This is a genomic window from Sphingomonas sp. 77B (genome assembly GCF_056497825.1).
Window position 1 is genome coordinate 2,320,690 of sequence record NZ_JBWMBY010000001.1, and the last position, 13,659, is coordinate 2,334,348.

Sequence of the window (13,659 nt, forward strand, 5' to 3'; positions counted from 1 at the left end):
GGCTCAGCCCCCGGCGAACAGGCGGCGGACTTCGGGGGCCGCGCGTTCGAGCAGATCGACGGCCAGCCGCGCGCCGAGTTCCTCGTCCAGCGCCCCCTCGACCCAGCCGCCGACCCGCGACGATCCGTCCTCGGCCAGCAATTCGGCGCGCAGCGTCAGCATCTCGCCCGACAGCGAGGCGAGCGCCGCGACCGGGCTGTGGCAGTCGGCCGCCAGTGAGGCGAGCAGCGCGCGCTCGGCCATCACGCAGGCATGGGTTTCGGCATGGTCGATCGAGGCGATCAGCATCGTCGCGGCGGCATCGTCGGCGCGCGTCTCGATCCCGACCGCCCCTTGCGCGGGCGCGGGCAGCATCTGGTCGGTCGGCACCGCATGGCCGACCGCGCGCCCCAGTCGGTCGAGCCCGGCGGCGGCGAGCAGCGTCGCGTCGACATCGCCGTTCGCCACGGCGGCCAGCCGCGTGTCGACATTACCGCGCAGCAGCGTGATGGTCAGGTCGGGCCGGTGCGACAGCATCTGCGCGCGGCGGCGCGGGCTGCTGGTGCCGATCACCGCGCTTGGGCGCAGCTCGGCGATGGTCTCCGCCCCGATCAGCCGGTCACGGACATCGGCGCGCGGCAGCATGGCGGCGATGTGCAGCCAGTCGGGCCGGATCGTCTCGACATCCTTCATCGAATGGACCGAGGCGTCGATCTCGCCGTCGTATAGCGCGCGGTCCAGCTCCTTTGTCCACAGCGCCTTGCCGCCGATCTCGGCCAGCGCGCGGTCCTGCACCCGGTCGCCGGTGGTCTTGATCGGCACGATCTGAACCGCGTCCTCGCTCCACCCCTGCGCGCTGGCCAGCGCCGCGCGCACCATCTGTGCCTGGGTGAGGGCCAGCGGCGAACCGCGCGTACCGAGCCGGAAACGAACCATGGGTCCGCCTTTGCCGCATCAAGCCCCCCTTCGACAAGTTGGCAACGGGCGGGTATGGGGGACCCATGCTGATCCTGGGACTGGAATCCTCGTGCGACGAGACCGCCGCCGCGCTGGTCACCGATGACGGCCGCGTGCTGGCGCACCGGCTGCTGGGGCAGGAGGCGGCGCATGCCCCGTTCGGCGGCGTCGTCCCCGAAATCGCCGCGCGCGGCCATGTCGAGGCGATGGAGCCGCTGGTCGCTGCCGCCTTTGCCGATGCGGGCGTGACCCTGGCGGATGTCGACGCGATCGCGGCGACGGCGGGGCCGGGGCTGATCGGCGGGGTGATGGTCGGCCTCGTGACCGGCAAGGCGCTGGCCCATGCGGCGGGCAAGCCGTTGATCGCGGTCAATCATCTGGAGGGCCATGCCCTGTCGCCGCGCCTGTCGGATCGCGAGCTGGCCTATCCCTATCTGCTGCTGCTCGTCTCGGGCGGGCATTGCCAGCTGCTGCTGGTCGAGGGGGTGGGGCGTTATCGGCGGATGGCGACGACCATCGACGACGCGGCGGGCGAGGCGTTCGACAAGACCGCCAAGCTGCTCGGCTTGGGCTATCCCGGCGGGCCGCGAGTCGAGGCGGCGGCGCGGGAGGGGAACCCCCATGCAGTGCCGCTGCCCCGGCCGTTGAAGGGCTCGGCCGAGCCGCATTTCTCCTTTGCAGGGCTCAAGAGTGCGGTGGCGCGGGCGATCGGCCATCACTCGCCCGAGGATATCGCCGCCTCCTTCCAGCAGGCGGTGGTCGACTGCCTGCTCGACCGGACGCGGCGTGCGCTGGCCAATGTGCCGCCCGTCACGGCTCTGGTCGTCGCGGGGGGAGTCGCGGCGAACGGCGTGATCCGGGGCGCGCTGGAGTCGCTCGCCGCCGAGCATGGCCTGCGCTTCGTCGCGCCGCCACTCTGGCTGTGCACCGACAATGCCGCGATGATCGCCTGGGCAGGCGTCGAGCGGTTCCGCGAAGGGCTGACCGATCCGCTCGACACGCCCGCCCGCGCACGCTGGCCGCTCGATCCGGCCGCCGAAGCCGTGCGCGGCGCGGGGGTGAAGGCATGAGGATCGGGGTGATCGGCGCGGGCGCGTGGGGCACCGCGCTGGCGCAGGTGGCGGCGCACGGGCAGCGGCCGGTGCGGCTCTGGGCACGCGATCCGGCGGTGGCCGAGGCGATCAACACCACGCACGCCAATCCACTCTATCTGCCGAATATCGCCCTTTCGCCCGCCATCGAGGCGGTGAGCGATCCGGCGGCGATGGCGGAGATGGACGCACTGCTGGTCGTCACGCCCGCGCAGGCCGTGGGCGCGGTGCTGACGACGATGCCGGTGGGCTCCAAGCCGCTGGTCCTGTGTTCCAAGGGGATCGAGGCGGGGACGCGCCGGCTGGTCGGAGAGGTCGCGCGCACGATCCATCCGGACGCGCCGATCGCGGTGCTGTCCGGCCCGACCTTCGCGCATGAGGTGGCGGCGGGGTTACCGACGGCGGTGACACTGGCCTGCGAAGATCCCGAACTGCGCAAAAGCCTGTCCGCGCGGATCGCGGCGCCGCATTTCCGGCCCTATGCCACCGATGACGTGACGGGTGCGGAAATCGGCGGCGCGATCAAGAACGTCCTCGCCATCGGCTGCGGCGTGGTCGAGGGCGCGGGGCTGGGCCAGAATGCCCGCGCCGCGCTGATCGCGCGCGGTTTTGCCGAGATGACGCGATTCGGGCTGGCGCGTGGCGGCCGGGCCGAGACGCTGGCGGGGCTTTCCGGGCTGGGCGATCTGGTGCTGACCTGTTCGTCCACGGCCTCGCGCAATTTCTCGCTGGGTGTCGGCTTGGGGCAGGGGCGGTCGGCGGCGGAGTTGCTTGCCGACCGGCGAACCGTGGCGGAGGGAGCCTTCACCGCGCCCGTGCTGCGCCAGGCGGCGGCGGAGGCGGGCGTCGACATGCCGGTGTGCGAGGCGGTGTGCCGGTTGCTGGAGGGCGCGGCCGTGGGCGAGGTGATTGGGGCTTTGCTGGCCCGGCCGCTGAAGGCCGAGGGGAACTGACCCCCAATTCCCCCGCTCCGTACTGCCTGAGCGAAGTCGAAGGCCACGCTACAATGCCTGCCAATAGGATGGCTTGGCTGCCCGAGTCCCTTGGCCTTCGACTTCGCTCAGGCTGAACGGAGGTTGGCAGGGTTACCGCAACACCTGCCGTGCCAACGCACCGCACGCCGCATTCTGTGCCTTCGGCCCGGTGTCGCCGGTGATCGCGCGGCCGATCGACTTGAAGATATTGCCGACCGACTTCACCTCCTTGGGGATGACGAGGTCGGGCTTTTCGATCGTCCCGCCCACGGTTGCCGCCCCCGCCAGCCGTAGCGTCGCCCCCTGTTTCGGCGCGCCGGTTAGCCGCAATGCGAGGCGTTCGTTGGGGAAGCTGACGGTGCCGGTCCCGTCCAGTCGACTGCGTGAGGTATCGACGATCAGCGGATCGGCCCGGCCGGTGCCGTTCTTCAGGTCCACGCCCAGCACCAGACAGCGCAACGTCGCCTTGCCGCTGTCGCCCATGAACGCCGCGCCTGCATCGAAGCCCAGCGCCGTCGCATAGCGATCGGGCAGCGTCCCGTTGGCGACGACCAGCCCGATCCGACCGTCCGCCCGCCCGATTGCGGCGCGTACCGTCTCGCCCACACCGGCCAGCTTGGCACGCGCGCCGACATGGCCGGTGATCCGGGTTTCTCCCGAAAGCGACAGCACGCTCGCCCCGCGCAATCGCAGGTCGACCGACAGGCGCGGCACCTTCGCCCCGTTGCGCTGGTCGATCACCGCCTGTCCCGTCACCACACCTTCGCGCAAGGCCATGCGGATGTCGCCGATGGTCAGCAACTGGTGATCCATCGTCATCCGCCCGGTAAAGCCGGTGATCGGCGAGGGCCCTTGCGCGCTAATCACGCGGCCGACCCTGAACCGGATCGTGCCGTCGGTGGTGTCGATCTTGCCGATGTCGATCCGCGTATTGGGCACCAGGCGTGGCCCGATCCGGCGTTCGAGTGCGGCGGCCTCCGCGCGGCCCTGCGCGGAGGACAGGTCGTCGAAATCGAGCTGCGCCGCCGTGACCGCGCCATCCAGCAGCGTACGGCCGTCCTTCTTGTCGACGGTCAGCCGCCCGCTCAGGTCGGAGCGGCCTATCCGCCCCTTCAGGTCGGTGATCGTCCAGCGCGGGCGTTCGTGGCGGACATGCGCGGTCAGCTGTACCGGCCGGGTCTGGAACAGTCCCGCCTCGATCACCGCGTCGATCCGCTTCAGGTCGTCGGCCTTGGCGTTCAGGTCCAGCGTCATCGCATCGGTATCGAGCGGCCGGTCCATCGTGCCGACCGCCTTCATGACCAGCTGTTCGCCGGTGATATCGGCGGTAAAGGGCCAGCGACCGGGCTTCACGGCCGCGCCGGTGAAGGCGATGCGGACGGGCGCGCCGCGCACCTTGCCCTCGCCCTCGGCGCGGACGCCGCGATCGGGGTCAGCGGCGATCCTCAAGACGGCCTGGCGATCCTCCTTGGCGTCGCGATAGCTCACCACGCCGTCGGTGACGGTCAGCCCTTGCAGATCGGTGGCGCTGCCACCCTGCTCGGGCTCGCCGGGGCGCGACCAGTTGGTGCGGCCCTGCTGGTCGCGGACCAGTGCCAGACGGAGCCCCGACACGCGGATATCCTCCGGCACGAACGCCCCACGCAGCAGCGGCCAGACCGAGAAGCGGATTTCCGCCTTGGCCACCCGCGCAAAATCGCCCTGACCCGCCCAACCGGCCTGCGGGATTTTCAGATCCTCGACCGCGATGGTGGGGTGAAAGCCGATGCTGTCGACCCGGTGAACCGAGCCGATCGTCACCGGCCGCCCGAACCGCTCGGTCGCCGCACGACAGACGGCACCGCGCAGCAGTCCCCAGGGAAACACCGCCAGGATCAACAGGAAGAGGAGAGGCAGCCCGATCAGCAGCCCCAATACGACCCGCGTCCGGCGCGGCCATCCCCTCTCCTGTGTCATGACTGTGGGACGCGCGACAGGAGGCTTCGTTCCGCCTGCGTCAGGACCGCCGCGCACGATTGTTGCCCCGAAGGCTCCCGCGCCCTAGATATGGCCGAATTGCAAAGGAGCTTCCGGCGTTGGTCCTCATCCTTCAGATTCTTCAGATCCTGCTCAACGTCGTCTGGTGGATCATCATCGTGCAGGCGATCCTGTCCTGGCTGATCGCGTTCAACGTCATCAACACCTCGAACGACTTCATCCGGTCGGTCTGGTACGCGCTGCAGAAGATGACCGATCCGCTCTATCGCCCGATCCGGCGCATTCTGCCCGATTTCGGCGCGCTCGACCTGTCGCCGATGGTCGTGCTGCTGGCGGTCATCATCCTGGGCAAGATCCTGGACACCGCGATCGCCAATGCGATGTACGGGGGCGCGGTCGTCGTCGGCTGATGCCCGCCTGGAGCCTGCGTGACGATGGACTCCAGATCGCCGTTCGCGTCACGTCGCGCGGCGGCCGCGATGCGCTGACCGCCGGGACCGAGGAGCATTTCGCCGCGCGGCTGTCGGCGCCGCCGGTCGACGGCGCGGCCAATGCGGCGCTGATCCCGCTGGTCGCCAAGCATTTCGGGGTGCCCAAGCGCGCGGTGACGATCATCGCGGGCGAAACGGCGCGACTGAAGCGGCTGCATGTCGCGGGCGACCCGCATACACTGGCGCGGTTGGCCCAGGCGCTTTATGGCGAGTGTCCATGACCAGCGCCACGATCATCGACGGCAAGGCGTTCGCCGCCGGCCTCCGTACCCGCATCGCCACCCAGGTTGCCACGTTCCGTGAAAAGACAGGCCGCGCGCCCGGTCTCGCGGTCGTGCTCGTCGGCGAGGACCCCGCCTCCAGCGTCTATGTCCGCTCCAAGGGCAAGGCCACGCGCGAGGCGGGCATGGAGAGCATCGAGCACCGCCTGCCCGCCGATACCGACCAGGCGACGCTGCTGGCGCTCGTCGAACAGCTCAACCAGGACCCGACCGTCGACGGCATCCTCGTCCAGCTGCCGCTGCCGGGCCAGATCGACGCGCAGGCGGTGATTCAGGCGATCGACCCCGACAAGGATGTCGATGGCTTCCACCCGGTCAACGCCGGACGGCTGGCGACGGGCAGCGAAGGCTTCGTGCCCTGCACCCCGCTCGGCTGCCTGATGCTGCTCAAGAGCATCCACCCCAGCCTGTCGGGCATGGACGCGGTGGTCGTCGGCCGCTCGAACATCGTCGGCAAGCCGATGGCGCAGCTGCTGCTCGGCGAAAGCTGCACGGTGACGGTCGCGCACAGCCGCACCCGCAATCTGGCCGAGGTCGTCGGCCGCGCCGATATCGTCGTCGCGGCGGTGGGCGTGCCCGGCCTGGTCAAGGGCGAATGGATCAAGCCGGGTGCCAGCGTCATCGATGTCGGCATCAACCGTACCGAGACGGGGCTGGTCGGCGATGTCGAATATGACACGGCGGCGACCCGCGCGGGCGCGATCACCCCGGTGCCGGGTGGCGCCGGGCCGATGACGATCGCAGTCCTGCTGCGCAACACGCTGGTCTCGGCGGGACGGCGCGAGGGCGTCGCGATCGATCAGACGGCGCTGTAAGGCCGTGCTCGAACTCTATATCTCCTCGCTCATCACCTTCTTCGTGGTGATCGATCCGCCGGGCTGCGCGCCGATCTATGCCGGGCTGTCGGCGGGCGCGACGCCGCAGCATCGCCGCGCGATGGCGATCCGCGCCGTCATGGTCGCCTCGGTCATCCTGTTCGTCTTTGCGCTGTTCGGCGAGGCGCTGCTCCACGGCTTGGGCATCGAGATGGCGGCGTTCCGCATCGCGGGCGGCATCATGCTGTTCCTGATCGCGCTGGAGATGGTGTTCGAAAAGCGCACCCAGCGGCGCGAGGACCGCGCCGCCAAGGTCGCCGACGATCCGCACGAGGCGGAGGACGTGTCGATCTTCCCGATGGCGATGCCGATGATCGCCGGGCCGGGATCGATCGCGACCGTCATGCTGCTGATGAGCCGCAATTCGGGGCTGCAAGCCTCGATCGTGGTGCTGGCGGCGATGGTATCGATCCTGCTGCTGACGCTGGTCGCGCTGCTGGCGGCGGGGCCGCTGATGCGGCTGCTGGGCGCCAAGATCGAGGCGGTGATTACCCGCGTGCTGGGCGTGCTGCTGGCGGCGCTGGCGGTGCAGTTCGTGATCGACGGGGTGACCGCCAGCTTGAAGTAATCCTCCCCGGTACGGGGAGGGGGACCATGCGAAGCATGGTGGAGGGGGCGTGCCGCAAGGGCTGACCCGTGTGGCACGCCCCCTCCGTCAGGCCTGACGGCCTGCCACCTCCCCGTGCCGGGGAGGATCAGCTGATCCGATACAGCCGCAGCGGCGACCCCTTGGGCAGTGGCAGCGGCGTCAGCCAGCTCGGCGTCCAGCCACGCGCCATCCGGTCGTAGAACCCGCCCGGTGCCCGCGCGCGATAGTTGGTCGACTCGGCCATGTCGGGGCAGATCAGCAGCAACGTCGCGCCGTGCCGCTTCATGATCGCGCGCGCCTGCGCCTCGTTGCCCTGGAAGGCGTGCTGCACGTCCAGGATCGCGTCGCCATTGCGATGATAGGGGCCCGCGATCGCATCATGATGCGTCGTCACGATCAGGCGTGGTCCCAGATCGACGAAGGTGAAGACCGTCGCCTTGGGATAGGCATTCACCCGCGTCAGCACCGAGGTGCGCACGCACTGGCCGGTCGCGCGGTTGACTCGGTTCGCATAGGCGGTGGGCTGGGTCCCGGGCAGGGCGTTGACGACCCAGCCCGCCGCGATCCCCGTCGGCACCAGTACCGCCAAGGCGATCGCAGACACGCGCAACAGCGGCGAGCGCAGCCCGGCCAGCCATGGCAGGACCATCCACAGCAGCGCGGCGATGCCCGGCACCGCCAGCATCTGCCCCGCCGGGGCGGCACGCGCCTGCCACAACAGCATCAGGCAGGCGAAGGTGGTGAACAGCGCCACTGCGGTCCAGCCGATCGTCCGTCGCCGCCAGGCCGCGACGATCGCCCCGATCATCCCGATCACCGGCATGATCGCCATGGGCAGCGCGACGCGAAGCGGGTGCTTGTAGATCGGCTTGGCCTCGCGAACATTGTTCAGCCAGTTGCGCTGCAACTCGGGGCTGACCTGTTCGGGGCGGGTCAGGCATTGCGGGAACAGGCTGGCGAAACCACCGGCGATCACCGCGCCCGCGACCACCGCCAGACCCAGCCGCGCACCGCGCGACACAGGATTGATCCGCGCCAGCACGAACAGCAGCGCCCCCGCCGCCACCGTCACCGACAGCCAGACCGGGGTCAGCGCGTCGCAGCGCATCGCGTAATTGGCATTGGAGGCAAAGGCGGCGAACCCCGCCGCGCTCCCCCCGCCCAGCGTGAGAGCATAGACGGCCAGCCGCTCCGCCTCCGCCCGGTCCCAGACCCAGCGCAAGGTCAGGATCGCGCCCGCCATCGCCGAATAGGGCAGCATCTCCAGCCCGATGGCCAGCGACACCGCGCTCGCCAGCCCGACCAGCGCCCCGCCGCGCCTGGCGTGCGGATCGCACAACCCCGCGACGGTGACCGCCAGCATGGCGAGCTGCCATCCGTGGTGGTCGATACGCATCGGCATGTACATCAGCATCGTCGCATGGGCGCACAGCAGCAGCGCCATCCCCAGCGGCCAGCTCAGCACCCCGATCAGACGGCGCAGCGTCACCGCCAGCGCGGTCATGGTGATCGACAGCGGGATCAGCGGCGCCAGGCCGCAGGCGAGTCGCTCGGCCCAGGCGGGGGTGGTGAACAGGCGGAAGAACAGGATCAGCCCCGCAATGGGCAGGTCGACGATGCGGCTCCAATGGATGTCGAAGCCGACCGGCGGGTTCATCCGATACTGGCGCAGATCATACCAGTCCTGCCCCGCCATCCAGGCGCGCACCTGCATCAGCCGCATATTGTCGTCGGTGTCGCCCAGCGACCACCAGCGTATCTGCCCCCAGCGATCATAGAGATACCAGGCGGTGATCGCGGCCCACGCCACCAGCACCCAGCGTTGCCAGTTGCGGTCGATCTCACGCTGCAGACGTTCCAAAGACGCTTCCCTCATACCCGCCCGCAGCCTAAGGCGCAGGACATCGGTTCCGCTCTATCGCGGGCGGCGTAAAGGGCAAGGTTGGGGGGTATGGCGACTCTGCAGCACCAGATCGATCGATGGCGGTCCAGCGGGATGCTGGGCCAGATCATCCGCTTTGGTATCGCGGGCGGATTGTCGACGGTCGTCTATTCCGCCGTCTATCTGCCGCTGACCTCCTGGGTCCTGCCACACGACAAGGCCGTGCTGGCGGTGCCGCCCGCCTTTCTGGTCGCGGTCATCGTCGGCTTCTTCCTGCACAGCGCGTGGAGCTTTCGCGGACACGGCACCCGCGACTCCAGCGGCAGGCAGCATCTGAAATTCCTCGTCGTCCAGGGTTTCGGCCTGGCGCTCAATGCGCTGTTCACCTGGATCGTGACGGGGCTTATGCATCAACAACCCTGGGTCGCGCTGATCCCGGTGGTCACGATCACGCCGATCGCGACCTTCGCGCTCAATCGCCAATGGGTCTTCGGATAAGTTCATGGACCGTATCGTTTACGACCGCATGGCCGCGCATGATTCCACCCATTGGTGGTACCGCGCGCGCCGCGACATTCTGGCCGATTACCTGACCCGCTATGGCAAGCTGCCCAGGGACGCGCGTATCCTCGAGATCGGTTGCGGCACCGGGCACAACCTGCCGATGCTGGCCAGCTTCGGCACGGTCGATGCGATCGAGATCGACCCCGCCGCGCGCGAGATCGCGTCGCAGCGCCTCGGCAAGCCGGTCCAGGCCGCGCCGCTCCCCGAACTGCCGGGGATCGAGCGGGGGGCCTACGACCTGATCGCGGTGCTCGACGTGGTGGAGCATATCGAGGACGATGTCGCCGCGCTGGCCGCGATGAAATCCTGCCTGAAGCCCGGCGGCAAGATCCTGATCGCGGTCCCCGCGCACCAGTGGATGTGGTCGGCGCATGACGTGGTGAACCATCATCATCGCCGCTATTCCAAGGGAACGCTGGTGTCGGCGATCGAGAAGGCGGGGCTGAAACCCCGCAAGCTCGGCTATTTCAACTCGCTGCTGTTCCCACTGGCCGCCGCCGCGCGGATCGCGGGGCGGATCACGGGGCGCGACGACAGCGACGACTCGCCGCCGCCCGCGCCGCTCAACAAGGCGTTCGAGGCGATCTTCCGGCTGGAGCGGCATCTGGTGGGGCGCGTTCCCATGACGCCGGGGGTGTCGATCGTGACCTTGGCGGAGCCTGTCTGACGCTGGCGTGTGGGCGTGGCCTTCGACTTCGCTCAGGCTGAACGGAGTTTTGTGTCCAGCCCGATACTCCACCTCCGTTCAGCCTGAGCCCTTCGGCTGGCTGGCAAGCCAGCCGCTCAGGATAAACTTCGGCGCGTAGCGCCGAAGTCGAAGGCCAAGGGAATCCCTCACAAATATGGTTCCGCTCCCCCGTTCGTCTGGCTAGGGAAGCCCCCATGCTGGACTTTCATCGCGCCGATCTGGCCCGACTGGCCGCGCGGGACCGATTGCGGGGGCTGGCCCCGATGGCGGGCCGGGACTTCGCCTCCAACGACTATCTGGGCCTCGCCAGCCACCCCCGCCTCGCCGCCGCCATCGCACACGCGATCGAACAGGGCGTCCCCATCGGCTCGGGCGGATCGAGGCTGTTGCGCGGCAACCATCCCGAGCATGAGGCGCTGGAGGCCGAGGCTGCCGCCTTCTTCGGCGCGGAAGCGAGCCTCTATTTCTCCTCCGGCTATACCGCCAACGCCACGCTGCTGGCGACGTTGCCGCAGCGCGGCGACCTGATCGTCCATGACGCGCTGGTCCATGCCAGTATGCATGAGGGGATGAAGCTGTCGCGCGCCACCCCCGCGTCGGCGGTCCACAACGATCCGGCCGCGTTCGAGGCGGCGATCCGCGCCTGGCGCGACCAGGGCGGCAAGGGCACCGCCTGGATCGCGGTCGAAAGCCTTTATTCAATGGACGGCGACACCGCCCCGCTGACCGACCTGATGGCGGTGGCCGAGCGGCATGACGCGATGCTGATCGTCGACGAGGCGCATGCGACCGGCGTCTTCGGGACGCGCGGGCAGGGGCTCGCGACGCCCGGCGAGCGGGTCGTCACCCTCCATACCTGCGGCAAGGCTTTGGGGTGCGAGGGCGCGCTGGTCGCCGGGCCCGCCATCGTGCGCGACTATCTGGTCAATCGCGGGCGGGGCTTCATCTTCTCGACCGCGCCCTCGCCGCTGATGGCGCGGGGCGTGCGCGAGGCGTTGCGCATCCTGGCCGACGAGCCCGAGCGGCGCGGCGCGTTGCACGACCGCATCGCGCTGGCGGGCGAGCGGCTGGCGAAACATGGCGCGCTGGCGAACGGCACGCCGATCATGCCGCTGATCCTGCACGACAATGGCCGCACCATGCGCGCCGCCGAGGCGTTGCAGGCGCGTGGGCATGACATTCGCGGCATCCGCCCGCCGACCGTGCCGGTGGGCGCGGCGCGGCTGCGGCTGTCCATCACCTTGAACGTCGAGGACGCGGACATCCTCGCGCTCGACGAAGCACTGCAAGAGGTTCTGGCATGAGCGCCATCATCGTCACCGGCACCGATACCGAAATCGGCAAGACCGTCTTCTCCGCCGCGCTGACCGGCGCATTGGGGGCGCATTACTGGAAGCCGGTCCAGGCGGGCACCGATGACGAAGGGCATGGCGATGCCGAAACGGTCGCACGGCTTAGCGGGCGGCCGGTGCTGCCCTCTGCCTATCGGTTGAAGACCCCCTGCTCGCCGCACCGCGCCGCCGAGATCGACGGGGTGACGATCGAACGCGAGCGACTGGCGCTGCCAAAGGTCGATGGTCCGCTGGTGGCCGAGGGCGCGGGCGGCGTGCTGGTGCCCGTCACCCGCGAGCTGCTGTTCGCCGACCTGTTCGCGCATTGGGGCCGCCCGGTGGTGCTGGTTGCGCGCACCGGGCTGGGCACGATCAACCACAGCCTCTTGTCGATCGAGGCGCTGCGGTCGCGTGGGGTGCCGATCCTGGGCGTGGCGTTCGTCGGCGAGGGCGTGGAGGATAGCGAGGCGACCATCGCCGCGATCGGCGGGGTCAAGCGGCTCGGCCGCCTGCCGCGTCTGGCGACGCTGACCCGCGAGACGCTGGCGGAGGCGTTCGCCGCGCATTTCGACGTCGAGGATTTCCGATGACCTCGCCCGTCTGGCATCCCTTCACCCAGCATGGCCTGGGCGAGCCGATCCCCAGGGTCGCCACCGCCAGCGGCGCGGTGCTGACCACGGTCGACGGCCGCGAGGTGATCGACGCGATCTCCAGCTGGTGGGTGACGACGCACGGCCACAACCATCCGCGCATCAGCGCCGCCATTGCTACCCAAGCGGGCAAGCTCGACCAGATCATCTTCGCCGGCTGGACCCACGAACCCGCCGAAGAGGTCGCCGCCGAACTGGTGCGGATCACCCCGCCCGAGCTGACGCGGGTGTTCTTCTCTGATTCCGGTTCGACCGCGGTCGAGGTCGCGCTGAAGATGGCGCTGGGTTACTGGCTGCACCGGGGCGAGCCGCGCGACCGTATCCTGGTGCTGGAACACAGCTATCATGGCGATACGATCGGCGCGATGTCGGTGGGTGCGCGCGGGGTCTATAACCGCGCCTATGCGCCGCTGCTGTTCGACGTCGGCACCATTCCCTTTCCCACGGATGTGCAGGCCACGCTCGACGCGCTGGAGGCGGCGTGCCGGGCGGGCGCGGCGGCGTTCATCGTCGAGCCGCTGGTGCTGGGGGCAGGGGGCATGCTGCTCTACGCGCCCGAAACGCTGGCGGCGATGCGCGACATCTGCGCCGCGCACGGCGTGCTGTTCATCGCCGACGAGATCATGACCGGCTGGGGCCGCACCGGCACGTTGTTGGCCTGCGAGCAGGCGGGGGTGGTGCCCGATATCCTGTGCCTGTCCAAGGGGTTGACCGGCGGCGCGGTGCCGCTGGCGGTGACGCTGGCGAGCGAGCCGATCTTTCAGGCGCACTGGTCGCCGACCGATCGGTCGAAGCAGTTCTTCCACTCGTCCAGCTACACCGCCAACCCGATCGCCTGCGCGGCGGCGGCGGCGAATCTGGCGATCTGGCGCGACGAGCCGGTGCAGGCGCGGATCGACGCGCTGGCGGCGGCGCAGGCGGCGCATCTGGCGGGGATCACCGGCGCGGCGGCGGTACACAGCCCCCGCCAGCTCGGCACCATCGCCGCGTTCGAGCTGGGCGCGGGGCAGGATTATCTCTCCGACCTCGCCCCCCGGCTGCTGGCGCATTTCCGGGAGCGCGATCTGCTCGTCCGGCCGATGGGCAACACCGTCTATGTGATGCCGCCTTATGCGATCACGCCCGAACAGCTCGGTAAAGTGTGGACCGGCATTCATGAGGCGATCGACCGCTTCGGGCGTTAAGCCTGTTCCTAGCCTTTAGAGCGTGATGACGTTGAGTTGAACGAAGGTGAGCCCCTCCCCTTCAGGGGAGGGGCTGGGGTGGGGCCTTGCCACGGGCGGCGCGCTTGCGGAGGCGCCCCACCCTTGACCCCTCCCCTGAAGGGGAG

14 protein-coding genes are annotated in these 13,659 nt (G+C 69.5%); 11 read left to right on the forward strand and 3 right to left on the reverse strand.

Annotated elements, in window-relative coordinates; genetic code table 11:
- Positions 1-3: 3 nt before the first annotated feature.
- The gene (gene hemC / locus AC1GI4_RS10945; RefSeq protein WP_479629515.1) at positions 4-915 is read right to left on the reverse strand and encodes a hydroxymethylbilane synthase; all 912 of its coding nucleotides are present in this window, start codon (positions 913-915) and stop codon (positions 4-6) included.
- Between the two features lie 65 nt (positions 916-980).
- Between hemC and tsaD the strand changes: the two genes are divergently transcribed.
- On the forward strand, positions 981-2,006 hold the full coding sequence (gene tsaD / locus AC1GI4_RS10950; protein WP_479629516.1) for a tRNA (adenosine(37)-N6)-threonylcarbamoyltransferase complex transferase subunit TsaD: 1,026 nt from the start codon (positions 981-983) through the stop codon (positions 2,004-2,006).
- Positions 2,003-2,980 carry an NAD(P)H-dependent glycerol-3-phosphate dehydrogenase gene (locus AC1GI4_RS10955; protein ID WP_479629517.1) on the forward strand — a complete coding sequence of 326 codons (978 nt, stop codon included), beginning with the start codon at positions 2,003-2,005 and terminating at the stop codon, positions 2,978-2,980. Before tsaD ends, AC1GI4_RS10955 begins: the two co-directional genes overlap by 4 nt.
- Positions 2,981-3,112: 132 nt before the next feature.
- Here AC1GI4_RS10955 and AC1GI4_RS10960 read toward each other — a convergent pair whose 3' ends face one another.
- Positions 3,113-4,957: an AsmA family protein gene (locus AC1GI4_RS10960; RefSeq protein WP_479629518.1), complete on the reverse strand. Its 1,845-nt coding sequence runs from the start codon at positions 4,955-4,957 to the stop codon at positions 3,113-3,115.
- Positions 4,958-5,076: 119 nt separating this feature from the next.
- On the opposite strand from AC1GI4_RS10960, the gene AC1GI4_RS10965 reads away from it, so the two are divergent.
- The 4 genes from AC1GI4_RS10965 to AC1GI4_RS10980 are packed head-to-tail and all read left to right on the forward strand — an operon-like array spanning position 5,077 to position 7,193.
- Positions 5,077-5,388 (forward strand): YggT family protein, encoded by a 312-nt coding sequence (locus AC1GI4_RS10965; protein ID WP_056438920.1) that lies wholly within the window; start codon positions 5,077-5,079, stop codon positions 5,386-5,388.
- On the forward strand, positions 5,388-5,690 hold the full coding sequence (locus tag AC1GI4_RS10970; RefSeq protein ID WP_479629519.1) for a DUF167 domain-containing protein: 303 nt from the start codon (positions 5,388-5,390) through the stop codon (positions 5,688-5,690). The genes AC1GI4_RS10965 and AC1GI4_RS10970 overlap by 1 nt, the downstream gene beginning before the upstream one ends.
- Complete coding sequence (folD, locus tag AC1GI4_RS10975; protein ID WP_479629520.1) at positions 5,687-6,565, forward strand: bifunctional methylenetetrahydrofolate dehydrogenase/methenyltetrahydrofolate cyclohydrolase FolD; 879 nt, start codon at positions 5,687-5,689, stop codon at positions 6,563-6,565. The genes AC1GI4_RS10970 and folD overlap by 4 nt, the downstream gene beginning before the upstream one ends.
- A gap of 4 nt (positions 6,566-6,569) precedes the next feature.
- On the forward strand, positions 6,570-7,193 hold the full coding sequence (locus AC1GI4_RS10980; protein WP_294275665.1) for a MarC family protein: 624 nt from the start codon (positions 6,570-6,572) through the stop codon (positions 7,191-7,193).
- 127 nt (positions 7,194-7,320) lie between these two features.
- Here AC1GI4_RS10980 and AC1GI4_RS10985 read toward each other — a convergent pair whose 3' ends face one another.
- Positions 7,321-9,090 (reverse strand): AcrB/AcrD/AcrF family protein, encoded by a 1,770-nt coding sequence (locus AC1GI4_RS10985; RefSeq protein ID WP_479629521.1) that lies wholly within the window; start codon positions 9,088-9,090, stop codon positions 7,321-7,323.
- A gap of 75 nt (positions 9,091-9,165) precedes the next feature.
- On the opposite strand from AC1GI4_RS10985, the gene AC1GI4_RS10990 reads away from it, so the two are divergent.
- The 5 genes from AC1GI4_RS10990 to AC1GI4_RS11010 all read left to right on the forward strand — a co-directional run bounded on the left by AC1GI4_RS10990 (position 9,166) and on the right by AC1GI4_RS11010 (position 13,513).
- A complete protein-coding gene (locus AC1GI4_RS10990) occupies positions 9,166-9,594 on the forward strand; it encodes a GtrA family protein (RefSeq protein WP_433909313.1) in 429 nt (142 codons plus the stop codon).
- A 4-nt stretch (positions 9,595-9,598) separates the two neighbouring features.
- On the forward strand, positions 9,599-10,327 hold the full coding sequence (locus AC1GI4_RS10995) for a class I SAM-dependent methyltransferase (protein WP_294275659.1): 729 nt from the start codon (positions 9,599-9,601) through the stop codon (positions 10,325-10,327).
- Between the two features lie 215 nt (positions 10,328-10,542).
- Positions 10,543-11,652 (forward strand): 8-amino-7-oxononanoate synthase, encoded by a 1,110-nt coding sequence (locus tag AC1GI4_RS11000; RefSeq protein ID WP_479629522.1) that lies wholly within the window; start codon positions 10,543-10,545, stop codon positions 11,650-11,652.
- Entirely contained in the window at positions 11,649-12,269 is a 621-nt protein-coding gene (gene bioD, locus AC1GI4_RS11005) for a dethiobiotin synthase (RefSeq protein ID WP_479629523.1), read from the forward strand. Before AC1GI4_RS11000 ends, bioD begins: the two co-directional genes overlap by 4 nt.
- Positions 12,266-13,513: an adenosylmethionine--8-amino-7-oxononanoate transaminase gene (locus AC1GI4_RS11010; protein ID WP_479629524.1), complete on the forward strand. Its 1,248-nt coding sequence runs from the start codon at positions 12,266-12,268 to the stop codon at positions 13,511-13,513. Before bioD ends, AC1GI4_RS11010 begins: the two co-directional genes overlap by 4 nt.
- The last annotated feature ends 146 nt before the right edge of the window (positions 13,514-13,659 follow it).

Bases quoted from the DNA above. Each gene is read 5' to 3' on its own strand.
- tsaD (WP_479629516.1), top strand. From the start codon at position 981: ATGCTGATCCTGGGACTGGAATCCTCGTGCGACGAGACCGCCGCCGCG.
- folD (WP_479629520.1), top strand. From the start codon at position 5,687: ATGACCAGCGCCACGATCATCGACGGCAAGGCGTTCGCCGCCGGCCTC.
- hemC (WP_479629515.1), bottom strand. From the start codon at position 915: ATGGTTCGTTTCCGGCTCGGTACGCGCGGTTCGCCGCTGGCCCTCACC.
- bioD (WP_479629523.1), top strand. From the start codon at position 11,649: ATGAGCGCCATCATCGTCACCGGCACCGATACCGAAATCGGCAAGACC.
- AC1GI4_RS10960 (WP_479629518.1), bottom strand. From the start codon at position 4,957: ATGACACAGGAGAGGGGATGGCCGCGCCGGACGCGGGTCGTATTGGGG.
- AC1GI4_RS11000 (WP_479629522.1), top strand. From the start codon at position 10,543: ATGCTGGACTTTCATCGCGCCGATCTGGCCCGACTGGCCGCGCGGGAC.
- AC1GI4_RS10955 (WP_479629517.1), top strand. From the start codon at position 2,003: ATGAGGATCGGGGTGATCGGCGCGGGCGCGTGGGGCACCGCGCTGGCG.
- AC1GI4_RS10990 (WP_433909313.1), top strand. From the start codon at position 9,166: ATGGCGACTCTGCAGCACCAGATCGATCGATGGCGGTCCAGCGGGATG.
- AC1GI4_RS11010 (WP_479629524.1), top strand. From the start codon at position 12,266: ATGACCTCGCCCGTCTGGCATCCCTTCACCCAGCATGGCCTGGGCGAG.
- AC1GI4_RS10970 (WP_479629519.1), top strand. From the start codon at position 5,388: ATGCCCGCCTGGAGCCTGCGTGACGATGGACTCCAGATCGCCGTTCGC.
- AC1GI4_RS10985 (WP_479629521.1), bottom strand. From the start codon at position 9,090: ATGAGGGAAGCGTCTTTGGAACGTCTGCAGCGTGAGATCGACCGCAAC.
- AC1GI4_RS10995 (WP_294275659.1), top strand. From the start codon at position 9,599: ATGGACCGTATCGTTTACGACCGCATGGCCGCGCATGATTCCACCCAT.